The 14,977-nt window shown below is 38.8% G+C and carries 13 protein-coding genes and 1 other annotated feature; all 13 genes read left to right on the top strand.

What is annotated here, in order from left to right; translation table 11 throughout:
* Positions 1 to 12: 12 nt before the first annotated feature.
* Positions 13 to 468 (top strand): cell division protein SepF, encoded by a 456-nt coding sequence (locus DBX25_RS05475; protein ID WP_108669771.1) that lies wholly within the window; start codon positions 13 to 15, stop codon positions 466 to 468.
* 6 nt (positions 469 to 474) lie between these two features.
* Positions 475 to 738: a YggT family protein gene (locus tag DBX25_RS05470; RefSeq protein WP_108669770.1), complete on the top strand. Its 264-nt coding sequence runs from the start codon at positions 475 to 477 to the stop codon at positions 736 to 738.
* A gap of 113 nt (positions 739 to 851) precedes the next feature.
* Positions 852 to 1,625 carry a YlmH family RNA-binding protein gene (locus DBX25_RS05465; RefSeq protein WP_108669769.1) on the top strand — a complete coding sequence of 258 codons (774 nt, stop codon included), beginning with the start codon at positions 852 to 854 and terminating at the stop codon, positions 1,623 to 1,625.
* Positions 1,626 to 1,709: 84 nt separating this feature from the next.
* On the top strand, positions 1,710 to 2,210 hold the full coding sequence (locus tag DBX25_RS05460) for a DivIVA domain-containing protein (protein ID WP_108669768.1): 501 nt from the start codon (positions 1,710 to 1,712) through the stop codon (positions 2,208 to 2,210).
* A gap of 103 nt (positions 2,211 to 2,313) precedes the next feature.
* Positions 2,314 to 2,548, top strand: a binding site (T-box leader).
* Positions 2,549 to 2,629: 81 nt separating this feature from the next.
* Positions 2,630 to 5,407, top strand: coding sequence for an isoleucine--tRNA ligase (gene ileS / locus DBX25_RS05455; RefSeq protein WP_108669767.1), 2,778 nt, complete (start codon positions 2,630 to 2,632; stop codon positions 5,405 to 5,407).
* Positions 5,408 to 5,622: 215 nt separating this feature from the next.
* Entirely contained in the window at positions 5,623 to 6,093 is a 471-nt protein-coding gene (lspA, locus tag DBX25_RS05450; protein ID WP_108669766.1) for a signal peptidase II, read from the top strand.
* Positions 6,086 to 7,000 (top strand): RluA family pseudouridine synthase, encoded by a 915-nt coding sequence (locus DBX25_RS05445; protein WP_108669765.1) that lies wholly within the window; start codon positions 6,086 to 6,088, stop codon positions 6,998 to 7,000. Before lspA ends, DBX25_RS05445 begins: the two co-directional genes overlap by 8 nt.
* Positions 7,001 to 7,195: 195 nt before the next feature.
* Entirely contained in the window at positions 7,196 to 7,738 is a 543-nt protein-coding gene (pyrR, locus tag DBX25_RS05440) for a bifunctional pyr operon transcriptional regulator/uracil phosphoribosyltransferase PyrR (RefSeq protein ID WP_108669764.1), read from the top strand.
* Between the two features lie 178 nt (positions 7,739 to 7,916).
* Positions 7,917 to 9,239, top strand: a complete 1,323-nt coding sequence (locus DBX25_RS05435; RefSeq protein WP_108669763.1) for a solute carrier family 23 protein — start codon at positions 7,917 to 7,919, stop codon at positions 9,237 to 9,239.
* Positions 9,240 to 9,434: 195 nt separating this feature from the next.
* Positions 9,435 to 10,364: an aspartate carbamoyltransferase catalytic subunit gene (locus tag DBX25_RS05430; RefSeq protein WP_108669762.1), complete on the top strand. Its 930-nt coding sequence runs from the start codon at positions 9,435 to 9,437 to the stop codon at positions 10,362 to 10,364.
* Positions 10,327 to 11,613: a dihydroorotase gene (locus DBX25_RS05425; protein WP_108669761.1), complete on the top strand. Its 1,287-nt coding sequence runs from the start codon at positions 10,327 to 10,329 to the stop codon at positions 11,611 to 11,613. The genes DBX25_RS05430 and DBX25_RS05425 overlap by 38 nt, the downstream gene beginning before the upstream one ends.
* Complete coding sequence (locus DBX25_RS05420; protein WP_108669890.1) at positions 11,613 to 12,719, top strand: carbamoyl phosphate synthase small subunit; 1,107 nt, start codon at positions 11,613 to 11,615, stop codon at positions 12,717 to 12,719. Before DBX25_RS05425 ends, DBX25_RS05420 begins: the two co-directional genes overlap by 1 nt.
* The coding region (carB, locus tag DBX25_RS05415) for a carbamoyl-phosphate synthase (glutamine-hydrolyzing) large subunit (RefSeq protein WP_240620162.1) at positions 12,698 to 14,977 on the top strand (2,280 nt) is incomplete at its 3' end. The genes DBX25_RS05420 and carB, both read left to right, overlap by 22 nt.

Below are 14,977 nucleotides of genomic sequence, written 5' to 3'. Positions count from 1 at the left end.
GGTAGCCAAGCCATGTTATCTAAATTTAAATCATTTTTTGCACTAGAAGATGAATATGAGTATAAAGAAGAAGTTGTTGAAGAGAAAGTAATAGAACAGAAACCTGTGAAGGCTACTAATATGAAAAAACAAGCTTCTCCTCAGGTTGGAGGACAAAATCTTGTGAGCATTCAAAGCTTGCAAAAATCTTCCAAGGTCGTTTTATTAGAACCGCGAGCATATTCAGATTCTCAGGAAATAGCTGACCATTTAAAAAATAAAAAAGCTGTTGTAGTAAACCTACAGAGGATATCACACGATCAAGCAAAAAGAATTGTAGACTTTTTAAGTGGGACTGTATATGCCATCGGAGGAGATATTTCAAAGATTGGCCCAAGTATTTTCCTTTGTACACCTGATAATGTAGATGTGACTGGAACAATTACAGGTGCAGGATATGAGGAAGAATATGAAGATTCGAGGTGGTAATCGTTAATGTCGGTTTTATTGAATGTCATTTATTATTTACTTGAGTTATATTCTTGGGGTTTAATTATTTATATACTTATGTCATGGTTCCCAAATGCTAGGGAATCATCCTTTGGCCAAATTCTGGCTCGTATTTGTGAACCCTATCTTGAGGTTTTTCGTCGATTTATTCCCCCAATCGGTATGATTGATATTTCGCCAATTGTGGCAATAGTTGTTTTGAATTTTTCGCAAAGAGGCCTTATTGAACTTTTTGCATGGATGATGTAATTTTTACAAAAGAAGGCTCCATTTTGGGGCCTTTTTGTACTTTATAGTATATTCCATAATGAATAAATGAATTTATTTAAGACTAGTTAGTACGAAAGGATTAAGTAAAGGGTATGAGCATATATCAACATTTTAGAGCAGAAGAAAAGGAATTTATTGATCAAGTTTTGGAATGGAAGGAATACGTCTCATCAGCCTATACTCATAAGTTGACAGATTTTTTGGATCCAAGAGAACAGCAAATTGTACAATCATTAATTGGAAAAGAGGATGATGTCCGCGTTACATTCTATGGTGGATCGGATGATTCAGAGAGAAAACGAGCGTTATTGTATCCCGATTATTTCCAACCTGAAGTCGATGACTTTGCTATCACAGTATTTGAAGTAAAATACCCAAAAAAGTTTGTGACTCTTGAACATAGACAGGTTCTTGGAACGATCATGTCGCTTGGTTTAAAAAGAGAAAAATTCGGGGATGTCATTTTACAGGGTGATAGAATCCAATTTATAGCCGCTGCAGAGATAGAAAGTTATGTTGAAAATAATTTGGACAAGGTTGGAAAAGCAGGAATCAGTCTAGAAAAAGTTTCTTTAGATGCGGTTATACAATCAGATCAACAATGGCAAGAGCTCGTGTTTACTGCATCATCCATGAGGCTGGATGTATTAATTTCTTCCATGACCAATCTTTCGAGGCAAAAGTCCCAGATGCTAATAGAAGGGAAACGGGTAAAAGTAAACCATAAGCTAATTGAAAATACATCATTTGAGTGTGGGGAAGGGGATGTGTTTTCAGTTAGAGGATTCGGTAGATTTAAGATTATATCGATAGATGGTAAGACAAAGAAAGATAAATGGCGAATACAGGCAGGAAAACAAAAATAATTAAAGAATTTGGAGGATTTACAAATTTCCTGTCGAAAAGTAGTATAATAGTATAAATATAGAATATTGTTTGGAGGTGCGGTTATGCCATTAACTCCGCTGGATATACATAACAAGGAATTCACTAAAGGATTTCGTGGATATGATGAAGATGAAGTAAACGAGTTCCTTGATCAAATTATTAAAGATTATGAATTAATTTTACGTGAAAAGAAAGAATTAGAAGAAAAACTTAATGATGTTCACGAAAAACTAGGTCATTTTACTAACATTGAGGAGACTCTCAATAAATCAATCGTAATTGCTCAAGAAGCTGGAGAAGAAGTAAAAAGGAACGCACAAAAGGAAGCTAAACTAATCCTTAAAGAAGCGGAAAAAAACGCGGATCGCATTGTGAATGATTCCCTATCTAAGGCAAGAAGAATCGCACTAGAAATAGAGGAACTTAAGAAGCAATCAAAAGTATTCCGAACAAGATTTAAAATGCTGATTGAAGCCCAATTAGATTTATTAAAAAATGATGATTGGGATCACTTAATGGAATTTGAAGTTGATGCAACTGAATTAGAATTCGAAGAAAAATAATAAGCATTCGTGGATTTATTAAAGAATCCATTAGCCTTCTTGACTCTTTGCTAACTGTTAGCATATAATTTCAACAAGAATCATTTTACTTATCATATCTAAAATCATGACCATGATGGGGACAGTACAGTTTCTCAAGTCTTACCTTAGCGAGTCGGGGATGGTGGAAGCCCGATATAAGCGAGAAATTGGAAGATCACCCCGGAGTTTCCTGCTGAACAGACACTTTTTCAGTAAGCAGGGCGTATTATCCGCGTTAAGGATGCTGAGTGGATATTTTCATTTTGAAGATATTTATTAGGGTGGTACCACGGGAACAAAGTCTTCTCGTCCCTTTTTAGGGATGAGAAGGCTTTTTTTATTTCTCTTGGTTCCAACTCTATTTAGGGATAAGTAAAACCATTTAGGAGGAATGTAACATGGAATTAAAAGATACGCTTTTAATGCCGAAAACCGAATTCCCAATGCGCGGGAACTTACCAAAAAGAGAGCCAGAAATGCAAGAGCAATGGGAAACAATGAATATCTATCAAAAAGTACAAGAACATACTAAAGGCAGACCAATGTTCGTATTACATGATGGTCCTCCATATGCAAATGGAGATATCCATATGGGGCACGCTTTGAATAAAATTTTAAAGGATTTCATTGTGCGTTTTAAATCGATGAGTGGTTTTAATGCACCTTATGTTCCAGGCTGGGACACTCATGGTTTGCCAATTGAAACAGCTTTGACAAAAAATAAAAAAGTAAACAGAAAAGAAATGAGCGTAGGGGAGTTCCGCAAGCTTTGTGAAGAATATGCATACGAGCAAATCGATAATCAACGAGGCCAATTTAAACGTCTAGGTGTTCGCGGTGATTGGGATAATCCATATATCACATTAAAGCCAGAATATGAAGCACAGCAAATTAAAGTGTTTGGAGAAATGGCGAAAAAAGGATACATTTACAAAGGCTTGAAACCTGTTTACTGGTCCCCTTCAAGTGAGTCAGCTTTAGCAGAAGCAGAAATTGAATACCATGATAAGCGTTCAGCTTCTATATATGTTGGATTTGAAGTGACAAATGGTAATGGAGTTGTCGAAGAAGGAACTCAAATCGTTATCTGGACAACAACACCATGGACAATTCCAGCTAACCTAGGAATCTCACTTCATCCAGATTTAGAATATGTTGTGGTTGAAGTGAATGAGAAGAAATATCTTGTAGCTAATGAATTGCTAGAAGCTGTGAAAAAAGCAGTAGGATGGGAAGAAGCGAACGTCGTTAAGTCTGTTAAAGGTAGCGACCTTGAAAGAGTGGTTACGAAACATCCACTTTACGACCGTGAGTCTCTTGTAGTGTTAGGAGATCATGTTACAACTGAAGCTGGAACTGGATGCGTCCATACGGCTCCAGGTCACGGGGAAGACGACTTTATCGTAGGTCAAAAATACGATTTAGGTGTACTTTGTCCAGTTGATGAAAAGGGATATATGACGACTGAAGCTCCTGGTTTTGAAGGATTATTCTATGATGAAGCAAATAAGCCAATCACTGAAAAATTAAAGGAAGCAGATGCCTTACTAGCGCTTACTTTCATCACTCACTCCTATCCGCATGACTGGAGAACAAAAAAACCGACCATTTTCCGTGCAACAGCACAATGGTTTGCTTCCATTAAAGACTTCCGTGAAGATTTGCTTAAAGCTGTAGAGGAAACGAAATGGGTTCCTGCTTGGGGAGAAACTCGTTTATTCAATATGGTAAGAGATCGTGGAGATTGGTGTATTTCACGCCAACGTGCATGGGGAGTTCCAATTCCGGTGTTCTTTGCTGAAAATGGCGATCCAATCATCACTGATGAAACAATTGATCACGTGTCTAAATTGTTCCGTGAGCACGGTTCAAATGTATGGTTTGAAAGAGAAGCCAAAGATTTATTACCTGAAGGATTCACTCACCCTGGCAGCCCTAATGGTAAATTCACTAAAGAAACTGATATCATGGATGTTTGGTTTGATTCTGGCTCATCCCACCAGTCCGTACTTGAAGAACGAGAAGACTTACAACGTCCAGCTGACCTTTATTTAGAAGGTTCAGACCAATATCGTGGCTGGTTTAACTCATCTCTATCAACAGGAGTGGCAGTTACAGGTAAAGCTCCTTACAAAGGTGTATTAAGCCATGGTTTCGTGTTAGACGGTGAAGGCCGTAAAATGAGTAAGTCATTAGGAAACGTAGTTGTACCAGAAAAAGTCATGAACCAGCTTGGTGCAGACATCTTAAGACTATGGGTAGCTTCTGTTGATTATCAATCTGATGTTCGTGTATCTGATGCAATCCTGAAGCAAGTAGCTGAAGTATACAGAAAAATCCGTAATACATTCCGTTTCTTGTTAGGGACAATCGATGGATTTAATCCAGAGGTAGACAAAGTTGAATACAACAACTTACGTGAAGTGGATCAATTCATGTTAGTTAAACTCAACAAACTAATCAAGAATGTGAAGAATGGTTATGAAAACTATGAATTCGCAAGCATCTACCATCAAATCAACAATTTCTGTACATTGGACCTAAGTGCATTTTACTTGGATTACGCAAAAGATATCCTTTACTGTGAAGCACCAAATAGTACAGAAAGAAGAGCTATTCAGACTGTATTGTATGAAACGTTACTATCATTGACGAAATTAGTTTCGCCAATTCTTTCTCATACAGCTGATGAAGTTTGGGCATTCGTACCAAATGTGAAAGAAGAAAGTGTTCAATTAACAGATATGCCTTCATATACAGAACTTCCGAATGCAGTAGAGCTAGAAAATAAATGGAATGCGTTTATGAAGCTTCGTGATGATGTGTTAAAAGCACTTGAAGAGGCGCGTAATCAAAAGGTGATTGGGAAATCCTTGAATGCGAAAGTTACACTTTTCTTAAAGGATTCCTCAAAAGAACTTTTAGAAAGCATTCACGAAAGTCTTGAACAATTATTCATAGTATCGGCTGTTGAAGTGGCTGGTACAATGGAAGAGGCTCCTGAAAATGCATTGAAATTGGAACAAGCAGCGATTGTAGTAAGTAAGGCGGACGGTGAAATCTGTGAACGTTGCTGGAACGTATCAACAGAAGTAGGAAATGACCAAAATCATCCGACTCTTTGCCCTCGTTGTGCAACAGTAGTAAAAGAACAATATCCAGAAGTAACTCAATAATAGATCATAGAGGATGATCCATTTTGGATCGTCCTCTTTCTATTTAATTATCTAAAAACAACACAATGGAAAAAGGTACAAATAAATTAGGAGATTGGACTATTTTTTGTGAGAATAGGGTATAAACATACCATCGTATCTTTATTGTATTTAAATTTTTGGATATGCTACAATTCAAAGGGTACGTAAAGAGAAAAGAGTTGGGGGAAGCTTGAGTGTATTATTACATACTTGCATTACTTGTGATTGTTTTAGATCAATGGACAAAATGGTTAATTGTGAAAAGAATGGAGCTCGGAGAAAGCGTTGAAGTAATTGAAAATTTCTTATATATTACCTCTCATCGCAATCGTGGTGCCGCTTGGGGAATATTACAAGGCCAAATGTGGTTTTTCTATATTATTACGGTAATTGTGATTATAGGACTTGTTTATTATATCCAAAAAATGGGCCGTGATCACTACATGTTAGGAGTTGCCTTAAGCCTAATGCTCGGCGGGGCAATAGGGAATTTTATAGATCGAGTATTTCGAAAGGAAGTTGTTGATTTTGTTAACACTTATCCGTTCGGATATGATTTTCCCGTGTTTAACATAGCGGATGCTGCATTGTGCGTTGGGGTTGCTATGCTTATGATTTACATGATATTTGAAGAAAAGTTAAAAAAGGAGAGAAGTAATGGATAAAATGCAATTCACCATAGAAGGACAGCAAGCAGGAGATAGATTGGATAAAACACTCTCCTCATTAAATGACGAATGGTCGCGTACTCAAATTCAAATTTGGATTAAAGATGGTCACGTAAAAGTAAATGGAGCCCCAATCAAATCGAACTACAAGGCATCAACAGGGGATAAAGTGGTTATTGAAATCCCAGAACCAGAAGCGCTCGATGTGGTACCAGAGGAAATGAACCTTGATATTTATTATGAGGATTCAGATGTGCTTGTGGTCAATAAACCAAAAGGTATGGTTGTGCACCCGGCACCAGGTCATACGACTGGTACTCTTGTAAACGGTTTGATGGCTCATTGTAAAGACCTCTCTGGAATAAATGGTGTCATGAGACCGGGAATCGTCCATCGTATAGATAAAGACACGTCAGGATTATTAATGGTAGCAAAAAATGATTTAGCACATGAAAACCTTGTTCAACAACTAGTGGATAAGACAGTTAAGCGAAAATATAAAGCCATTGTACATGGGAATATTCCACATGATTACGGGACAATAGATGCGCCAATTGGCAGAGATAAAAAAGATCGTCAAAGTATGACAGTAACAGAGGAAAACTCCAAAAATGCGGTAACTCATTTTCAGGTGTTGGAACGATTCAATGATTTCACTTATGTAGAGTGTCAGTTGGAAACAGGACGGACGCACCAAATTAGAGTACACATGAAATACATTGGCTATCCTCTTGCAGGTGATCCTAAGTATGGTCCAAGGAAAACACTTGATTTAAACGGACAAGCTTTGCATGCAGGAATCCTGGGGTTCACTCATCCAAGAACGAAGGAATTTTTAGAATTTGAAGCGCCTACTCCTGCTTATTTCGAGGAATTACTCGACAAACTTCGAAATAATCGTTGACAACTAGGCTCTAGAGCTAGTATTATTAATGTAGTTGAATAAGAACCTTTAACCCAGTCCAGAGAGGCTGAGAAGGAAACGGATGATGGATATTCCATGCGAATATCAGATTGAACATGCCATCTTTGTATCCTCTCGTCTTGGACGAGAGGATTTTCTTCGTTTCTGGGTAAAATGAAAGAAAGGGGAACAAAAATGGACGAAAAAGCATTGATACTTGATGAACAGGCAATTCGGCGAGCGTTAACGAGAATCGCACATGAAATCATTGAGAAGAACAAAGGAATTGAAGACTGTGTTCTCATAGGGATACGTACAAGGGGGATCTTCCTTGCTGAAAGATTGTCCGAAAAAATCAAACAAATTGAAGGCAAGGATATCCAAGTGGGTGAGTTGGATATCACTCTATATCGTGATGATTTAAGTACAAAGACAAGCGATGGACAACCAGTAGTAAAAGGTTCAGATATCCCTGAAGGAATAACGAATAAGAAAGTGATTCTAGTGGACGATGTTCTATTTACAGGGAGAACAGTAAGGGCAGCGATGGATGCGTTAGTCGATATGGGTAGACCATCTCAAATTCAACTCGCAGTCTTAGTTGATCGTGGTCATAGGGAATTACCGATTCGTGCAGATTATGTCGGTAAAAACATTCCGACCTCTCAATCGGAAAAAATTGTAGTGAAACTATTGGAAGTTGATCAATTAGATCAAGTAAGTATATTTGATAAATAAGATTGACCCTTTTAAAGATAGTCCCGAGAGGCTAAAAAGGGGGGAAGGTGCAGTGATGCTCCTATGTAGGTAGAATTCTGTCTTTATGGATAATTCTACTCTCTCCTCCGACAGCCCTCGTATAGACGAGGGTTTTTTATTTGAAATATTTAAGACACTACCTAGGAGGAGAAATAATATGGAACAAGTAAAAAGAGATGTTGTTCTAGATGTTCACGAAGTACCAAAGGCTTCCCAATGGATTACCCTAAGTTTACAGCACTTATTCGCAATGTTCGGTGCTACTGTTTTAGTGCCATTTTTAGTAGGGCTGAGTCCAGGGGTTGCATTAATTTCAAGTGGACTTGGAACATTATCATACTTACTTATTACTAAAGGGCAAATTCCTGCTTACCTTGGTTCATCCTTCGCATTTATCGCACCAATCATCGCGGCAAAATCGATGGGGGGACCAGAAGCTGCAATGTTTGGTTGCTTCTTGGCAGGTATTGTATACGGTCTAGTTGCATTAGTCATCAAAAGCATCGGATTAAAATGGTTAATGAAAATCTTACCACCAGTAGTAGTCGGTCCAGTCATCATGGTAATTGGTTTAGGATTAGCAGGCACAGCAGTGAATATGGCAATGTATGCAAATCCTGGTGCTCCTGCAGGTGAGTTAGTATACAGTAACACACATATCCTAGTAGCATTAGTAACTTTGGGAGTAACAATCGTATGCTCAATCTTTGCAAAAGGATTCTTGAAGCTAATACCAATATTAATTGGGATCCTCGCAGGGTATATAACAGGACTCATCGTTGGGATTGTTGATTTATCAGGAATTAAAGAGGCTGCTTGGTTCCAAATGCCAGAATTCATCATCCCATTCGCAACATACACACCAGTGATTTCTTGGGAAGTAGCAGCAATCATGGTACCAGTAGCAATCGTAACACTGTCAGAACATATCGGACATCAGATGGTATTAAGTAAAGTAGTTGGAAGAGATTTTATAGCAAAACCAGGTCTACACCGATCCATCCTAGGTGATGGTGCAGGGATTGTGATTGGATCCTTCATTGGTGGTCCACCATTGACTTCATACGGAGAAAACATTGGTGTCCTAGCAATTACGAGAGCGTTCAGTGTGTATGTAATCGGTGGAGCGGCAGTAACAGCAATCTGCTTTGGCTTCATCGGGAAAATATCCGCACTGATCTCTTCCATACCTTCAGCAGTAATGGGAGGCATCTCCATCCTACTATTCGGAATTATCGCTTCAAGCGGTTTAAGAATGATGATTGATAGCAAAGTAGACTTCGGGAATAATAGAAACTTGATCATCGCATCAGTCATCCTAGTATTAGGAATTGGTGGAGCTTTCGTTAAGCTTTCAGATACGATTTCATTATCTGGGATGGCACTGGCAGCCATCGTTGGGGTAGTACTGAATCTAGTACTACCAGGGAAAGAAGAAGCAAAGGACATGTTTGATCAAGAAAACAAAAAAGCTGCATAATGTTCACCTTTTAATGGAAGTCCAGAGAGGCTTACAAGGGTGTTGAAATGTTGATTTGATGAGTACGAACGGGAGTCGTCTATCCAAAAAAGGAAAAGACGCTCTACTTTCACGCACTCTCAATCCTTCACACCCTGAGCCAAATGGCCAGGGTGTTTTTTTGATAAAGGAAATTAGAAATAAAGGAGCCCTCTTATGAAACATTTGCTTACGACAAATGAATTGGAAATCGATGATATCCTTCAAATACTACTGGATGCACAAGCTTTTTCTGAAGGGAAGACTTGGCAGGTACCCTCACAACAATTCGTCGCAAATCTGTTTTATGAAAACAGTACAAGGACGAAAAGCAGCTTCGAAGTAGCAGAAAGGAAACTAGGTTTAACCGTGGTGCCGTTTGAAGTTTCGACTTCGAGTGTCCAAAAAGGAGAGACTCTATATGATACAGTTAAAACGCTTGAATCAATAGGGGTAGGAGCAGTAGTGATTCGCCATTATAAAGATGCTTACTTTGATCAATTGATTCCAGGGATTAATATCCCAATCATAAATGCCGGTGATGGGTGTGGACATCATCCTACTCAAAGCCTATTAGATTTATTAACAATCAAACAAGAGTTTGGTAGATTTGAAGGTTTGAAAATCGCCATTGTTGGTGATATCAGACATAGCAGGGTAGCAAGATCAAATGCAGTTGCGCTTGAAAGACTAGGTGCAAAGGTTGTGTTTTCAGGTCCTCAAGAATGGTTTGATGAAACAATCGGACATTATGAGAATATCGATAGTGCAATTGAAACATCAGATGTTGTAATGCTTTTAAGAATTCAACATGAAAGACATAATCAGGAAATGGTAGGTTCTAAAGAAGAATACTTACAAAAATACGGTCTCACAAAAGATAGAGAACAAAGAATGAAAAGTTCTGCAATCATCATGCATCCAGCTCCAGTAAATAGGGGTGTAGAAATTGATGGTGATTTAATTGAATCACCTCGCTCAAGAATTTTTAAGCAAATGGAAAACGGTGTTTTCGTTAGAATGGCAGTATTAAAAAGAGCATTCGATCTAAATAAAGGAGGAGCTATCCATGGCAATCGTAATCAAAAATGGACTATTACTAACTGAGGATGGGTCTAAGATAAAACAAGATTTGAAAATTGAAGGTAGATTTATTACCGAGGTTGCCAATCAAATCGACGAAGATGGATATGAATGGGTAGATGCCACTGGATTATTAATATCTCCTGGTTTTATAGATTTACATGTGCATTTAAGAGAACCTGGTGGAGAGAAAAAGGAAACAATTGAGACTGGAACACTTGCGGCAGCAAGAGGTGGATTTACAACAATTGCTGCAATGCCAAATACACGTCCAGTACCAGATTCTAAAGAAACACTAGAATGGTTAAATAATAGGATCCAAGAGACTGGCCATGTTAGGGTTCTTCCATACGGATCGATTACCATTCGCGAGCTAGGTCAAGAGCTAACCAATTTCAATGAGTTAAAAAAAGCTGGAGCTTTCGCATTCACCGATGATGGAGTAGGAGTGCAATCAGCTGCCATGATGTTATCAGCCATGAAAAAAGCGGCTGAAATCAACATGCCAATCGTTGCACACTGTGAAGAAAATACATTAATCAATAAAGGTTCTGTACATGAAGGAACATTTTCTATGAAAAATGGTCTAAATGGAATTCCATCAGTATGTGAAGCAGTACATGTCGCCCGAGATGTCCTACTAGCTGAAGCAGCAGACTGTCACTATCATGTTTGCCATATCAGTACAAAAGAGTCTGTAAGAGTCGTAAGAGATGCAAAAAAAGCTGGGATTCGAGTGACAGCCGAGGTTACACCTCATCATTTATTGCTTTGCGATGAAGACATAACAGGTATGGATACAAATTATAAAATGAATCCTCCATTACGCGGAAAACAGGATCAACTTGCACTCATTGAGGGGTTGCTTGATGGAACAATCGATTTTATCGCTACCGATCACGCTCCTCATACATCAGAGGAAAAAGCGGAAGGAATGACTTTGGCACCATTTGGGATTGTAGGATTAGAAACAGCATTCCCATTAATGTATACACACTTTGTAGAAACTGGAAAGATTTCTTTGAAAACATTGATTGAGTTAATGAGTGATAAGCCTGCTAAAGCATTTGGGCTTCCATATGGAATGCTAGAGGTGGGTAGCCTAGCAGATATCACACTAATCGATTTAAAAACAGAAGCAAAGATAGATCCAGCAACATTCGCTTCTAAAGGAAAGAATACACCTTTTACAGGTTGGGCATGTAAAGGATGGCCAGTAATGACTATTGCAGAAGGCAAAATGGTGTGGCAAAAGGAAAGGGTGAAGGCATGATGAAAAGACAGCTGATTTTAGAAGATGGAACAGTATTTATCGGAAAAGCATTTGGTGCAGAGGTAGAGAAAATTGGAGAAGTGGTATTCAATACAGGAATGACCGGCTACCAAGAAATTCTTTCAGACCCTTCTTACTGTGGTCAAATCGTGACGCTAACTTATCCATTAGTTGGAAACTATGGTATCAATCGTGACGATTTCGAATCCATCCTTCCTGCCATTCATGGATTTGTTGTTAAAGAAGTGGCTGAATTCCCATCCAACTGGAGAAATGAGCTTACACTTGACGAATATTTCAAAATGAAAGGTATCCCTGGAATCAGCGGAATTGATACGAGAAAGCTTACAAGAATCATCCGTCAGCACGGTACATTAAAGGGTGCGATTTGTAGCATTGAAAAACAACCTGAAGAAGTAGTTGAACAACTAAAAGCAACTGTTTTACCTAATGATCAAGTGAAAAAAGTGTCAACTAAAACAGCTTATCCTAGTCCAGGTAGAGGTCGTCGTGTGGTCTTGGTAGATTATGGAATGAAGCATGGAATTCTTAGAGAATTAAACAAACGTGACTGTGATGTGGTAGTGGTTCCTTACAATGTCACCGCACAAGAAATACTACAACTCAGCCCAGATGGAATAATGCTTTCCAACGGACCTGGAGATCCAAAAGATGTACCACAAGCTTTAGAAATGATCAACGGTGTGATAGGAAAGGTTCCTTTATTTGGAATCTGCCTAGGTCATCAACTGTTTGCTCTAGCAAATGGAGCTAATACTGAAAGACTAAAATTCGGACATCGTGGATCTAACCACCCAGTAAAAGATTTAAGAACAGGTAAAGTTGCCATCACTTCTCAAAACCACGGGTACGCTGTAGAGGAAAACTCAATTCACAATACTGAGCTTGAGGTTACACATGTTGCTATTAATGACGGAACAATTGAAGGATTAAGACATAAAGAACACCGAGCATTTACTGTTCAATACCACCCAGAAGCATCACCAGGACCAGAAGATGCAAACGGATTATTCGATGAATTTATGGAAATGATTGAAGCTGCAAAAAAGGAAGGGGAACCATTATGCCAAAACGTACAGATATAAAAAGCATCCTAGTGATTGGATCCGGCCCTATCGTCATCGGCCAAGCCGCAGAATTTGATTATGCAGGTACACAGGCTTGTATCGCATTAAAAGAAGAAGGCTACCGAGTAATCCTAGTTAACTCTAACCCTGCTACTATCATGACAGATACAGAAATAGCAGATGCAGTATACATCGAGCCTTTAACTCTAGAATTCGTCAGCAAAATTATCCGTAAGGAACGTCCAGATGCACTTGTTCCTACGCTAGGTGGTCAAACTGGACTGAACTTAGCTGTAGAATTAGCAAATAGTGGAGTCTTGGATGAGTGCAACGTAGAAATCCTTGGCACAAAGTTATCTGCCATCCAACAAGCAGAAGATCGTGATTTGTTCCGAACGCTCATGAATGAATTAGGTGAACCTGTACCAGATAGTGCCATCATTCATTCTTTAGAGGAAGCCTATCAATTTGTAGAAGAAATCGGATATCCAATCATCGTAAGACCTGCCTTCACCCTTGGTGGAACAGGCGGGGGAATCTGTTCAAACGAAGAAGAATTGATTGAGATTGTTACAGGTGGGTTAAAAAGCAGTCCGGTAACTCAATGCTTAATAGAAAAAAGTATTGCTGGCTTTAAGGAAATTGAATACGAAGTAATGCGAGATTCCAATGACAATGCGATTGTGGTTTGTAATATGGAAAACATTGATCCAGTAGGTATCCATACAGGTGACTCTATAGTAGTGGCACCGAGCCAAACTTTAAGCGATCGTGAATACCAGTTATTAAGAAATGCATCCTTAAAAATCATCCGTGCCTTAAAAATTGAAGGTGGATGTAATGTCCAAATCGCTTTAGATCCTTATAGCTTTAACTACTTTATTATCGAGGTAAATCCGCGTGTGAGTCGTTCATCAGCATTAGCTTCAAAAGCAACTGGTTATCCAATCGCGAAATTGGCTGCGAAGATTGCAGTTGGTTTGACCCTTGATGAAATGATGAATCCTGTAACGGGAAAAACCTACGCTAGCTTTGAACCAGCACTTGATTATGTAGTATCCAAAATCCCGCGTTGGCCGTTTGATAAATTCGAATCTGCAAACAGACACCTAGGAACTCAAATGAAAGCCACTGGAGAAGTTATGGCGATTGGACGAACTTTGGAAGAATCACTGCTTAAAGCTGTACGTTCGCTAGAATCAGGAATCTATCATCTAGATCTAAAAGATTCCGACAAGATCAGTAATGAAATTATTGAAAAAAGAATTCGTAAAGCAGGGGATGAGCGCCTCTTCTATATTGGTGAGGCAATCAGAAGAGGGGTTACTTTAGAAGAGATTCATGAGTGGAGTCAAATCGACTACTTCTTCCTGAACAAGTTCGAACGAATCATTACACTTGAAAAGGAGCTCCAAAGAAATCCTTTTGATATGGAAGTAGCAAAGCATGCAAAAGAACTTGGGTTCTCTGACAAAACCATCGCGAAAATTTGGGAGTGTAACGAAAGAGAAATTTACGAATGGAGAAAAGAAAATAAGCTGACTCCTGTTTATAAAATGGTAGATACATGTTCGGCAGAGTTTGAATCTGAAACTCCATATTTTTATGGAACATATGAAGATGAAAATGAATCAATCGTTACAGAAAGAAAGAGTGTTGTTGTACTAGGTTCAGGTCCGATTCGAATTGGTCAAGGTGTAGAGTTCGATTATGCAACAGTCCACTCTGTATGGGCGATAAAAGAAGCTGGGTATGAAGCGATTATTATCAACAATAACCCAGAAACAGTATCAACAGACTTCAGTATCTCAGATAAATTGTACTTCGAACCATTAACGATTGAAGATGTCATGCACATCATTGACTTAGAAAAGCCTGAGGGTGTAGTGGTACAGTTCGGTGGGCAAACGGCTATCAATCTTGCTTCACAACTAGTGGAACGTGGAGTGAAAATCCTAGGAACAACTCTTGAGGATTTGGATCGTGCAGAAAACCGAGATAAATTCGAACAATCTTTAACTGAACTTGGAGTTCCACAGCCAAAAGGAAAAACAGCTACTTCGGTTGAGGAAGCGGTTATCATTGCAGAAGAAATCGGCTATCCAGTACTTGTAAGACCTTCCTATGTACTTGGTGGACGTGCGATGGAAATTGTTTATCAGCAAACAGAGCTGCTTCACTACATGGAACATGCAGTTAAAGTAAATCCAGAACACCCAGTTCTAATAGACCGTTATCTGATTGGAAAAGAAATCGAAGTAGATGCAATCTGTGAT

Source organism: Peribacillus acanthi, from assembly GCF_003073175.1.
GTDB lineage: Bacteria > Bacillota > Bacilli > Bacillales > DSM-1321 > Bacillus_BN > Bacillus_BN acanthi.
The sequence above is the reverse complement of the archived record's forward strand: the minus strand, read 5'-3'. Positions and strand labels throughout refer to the sequence as shown.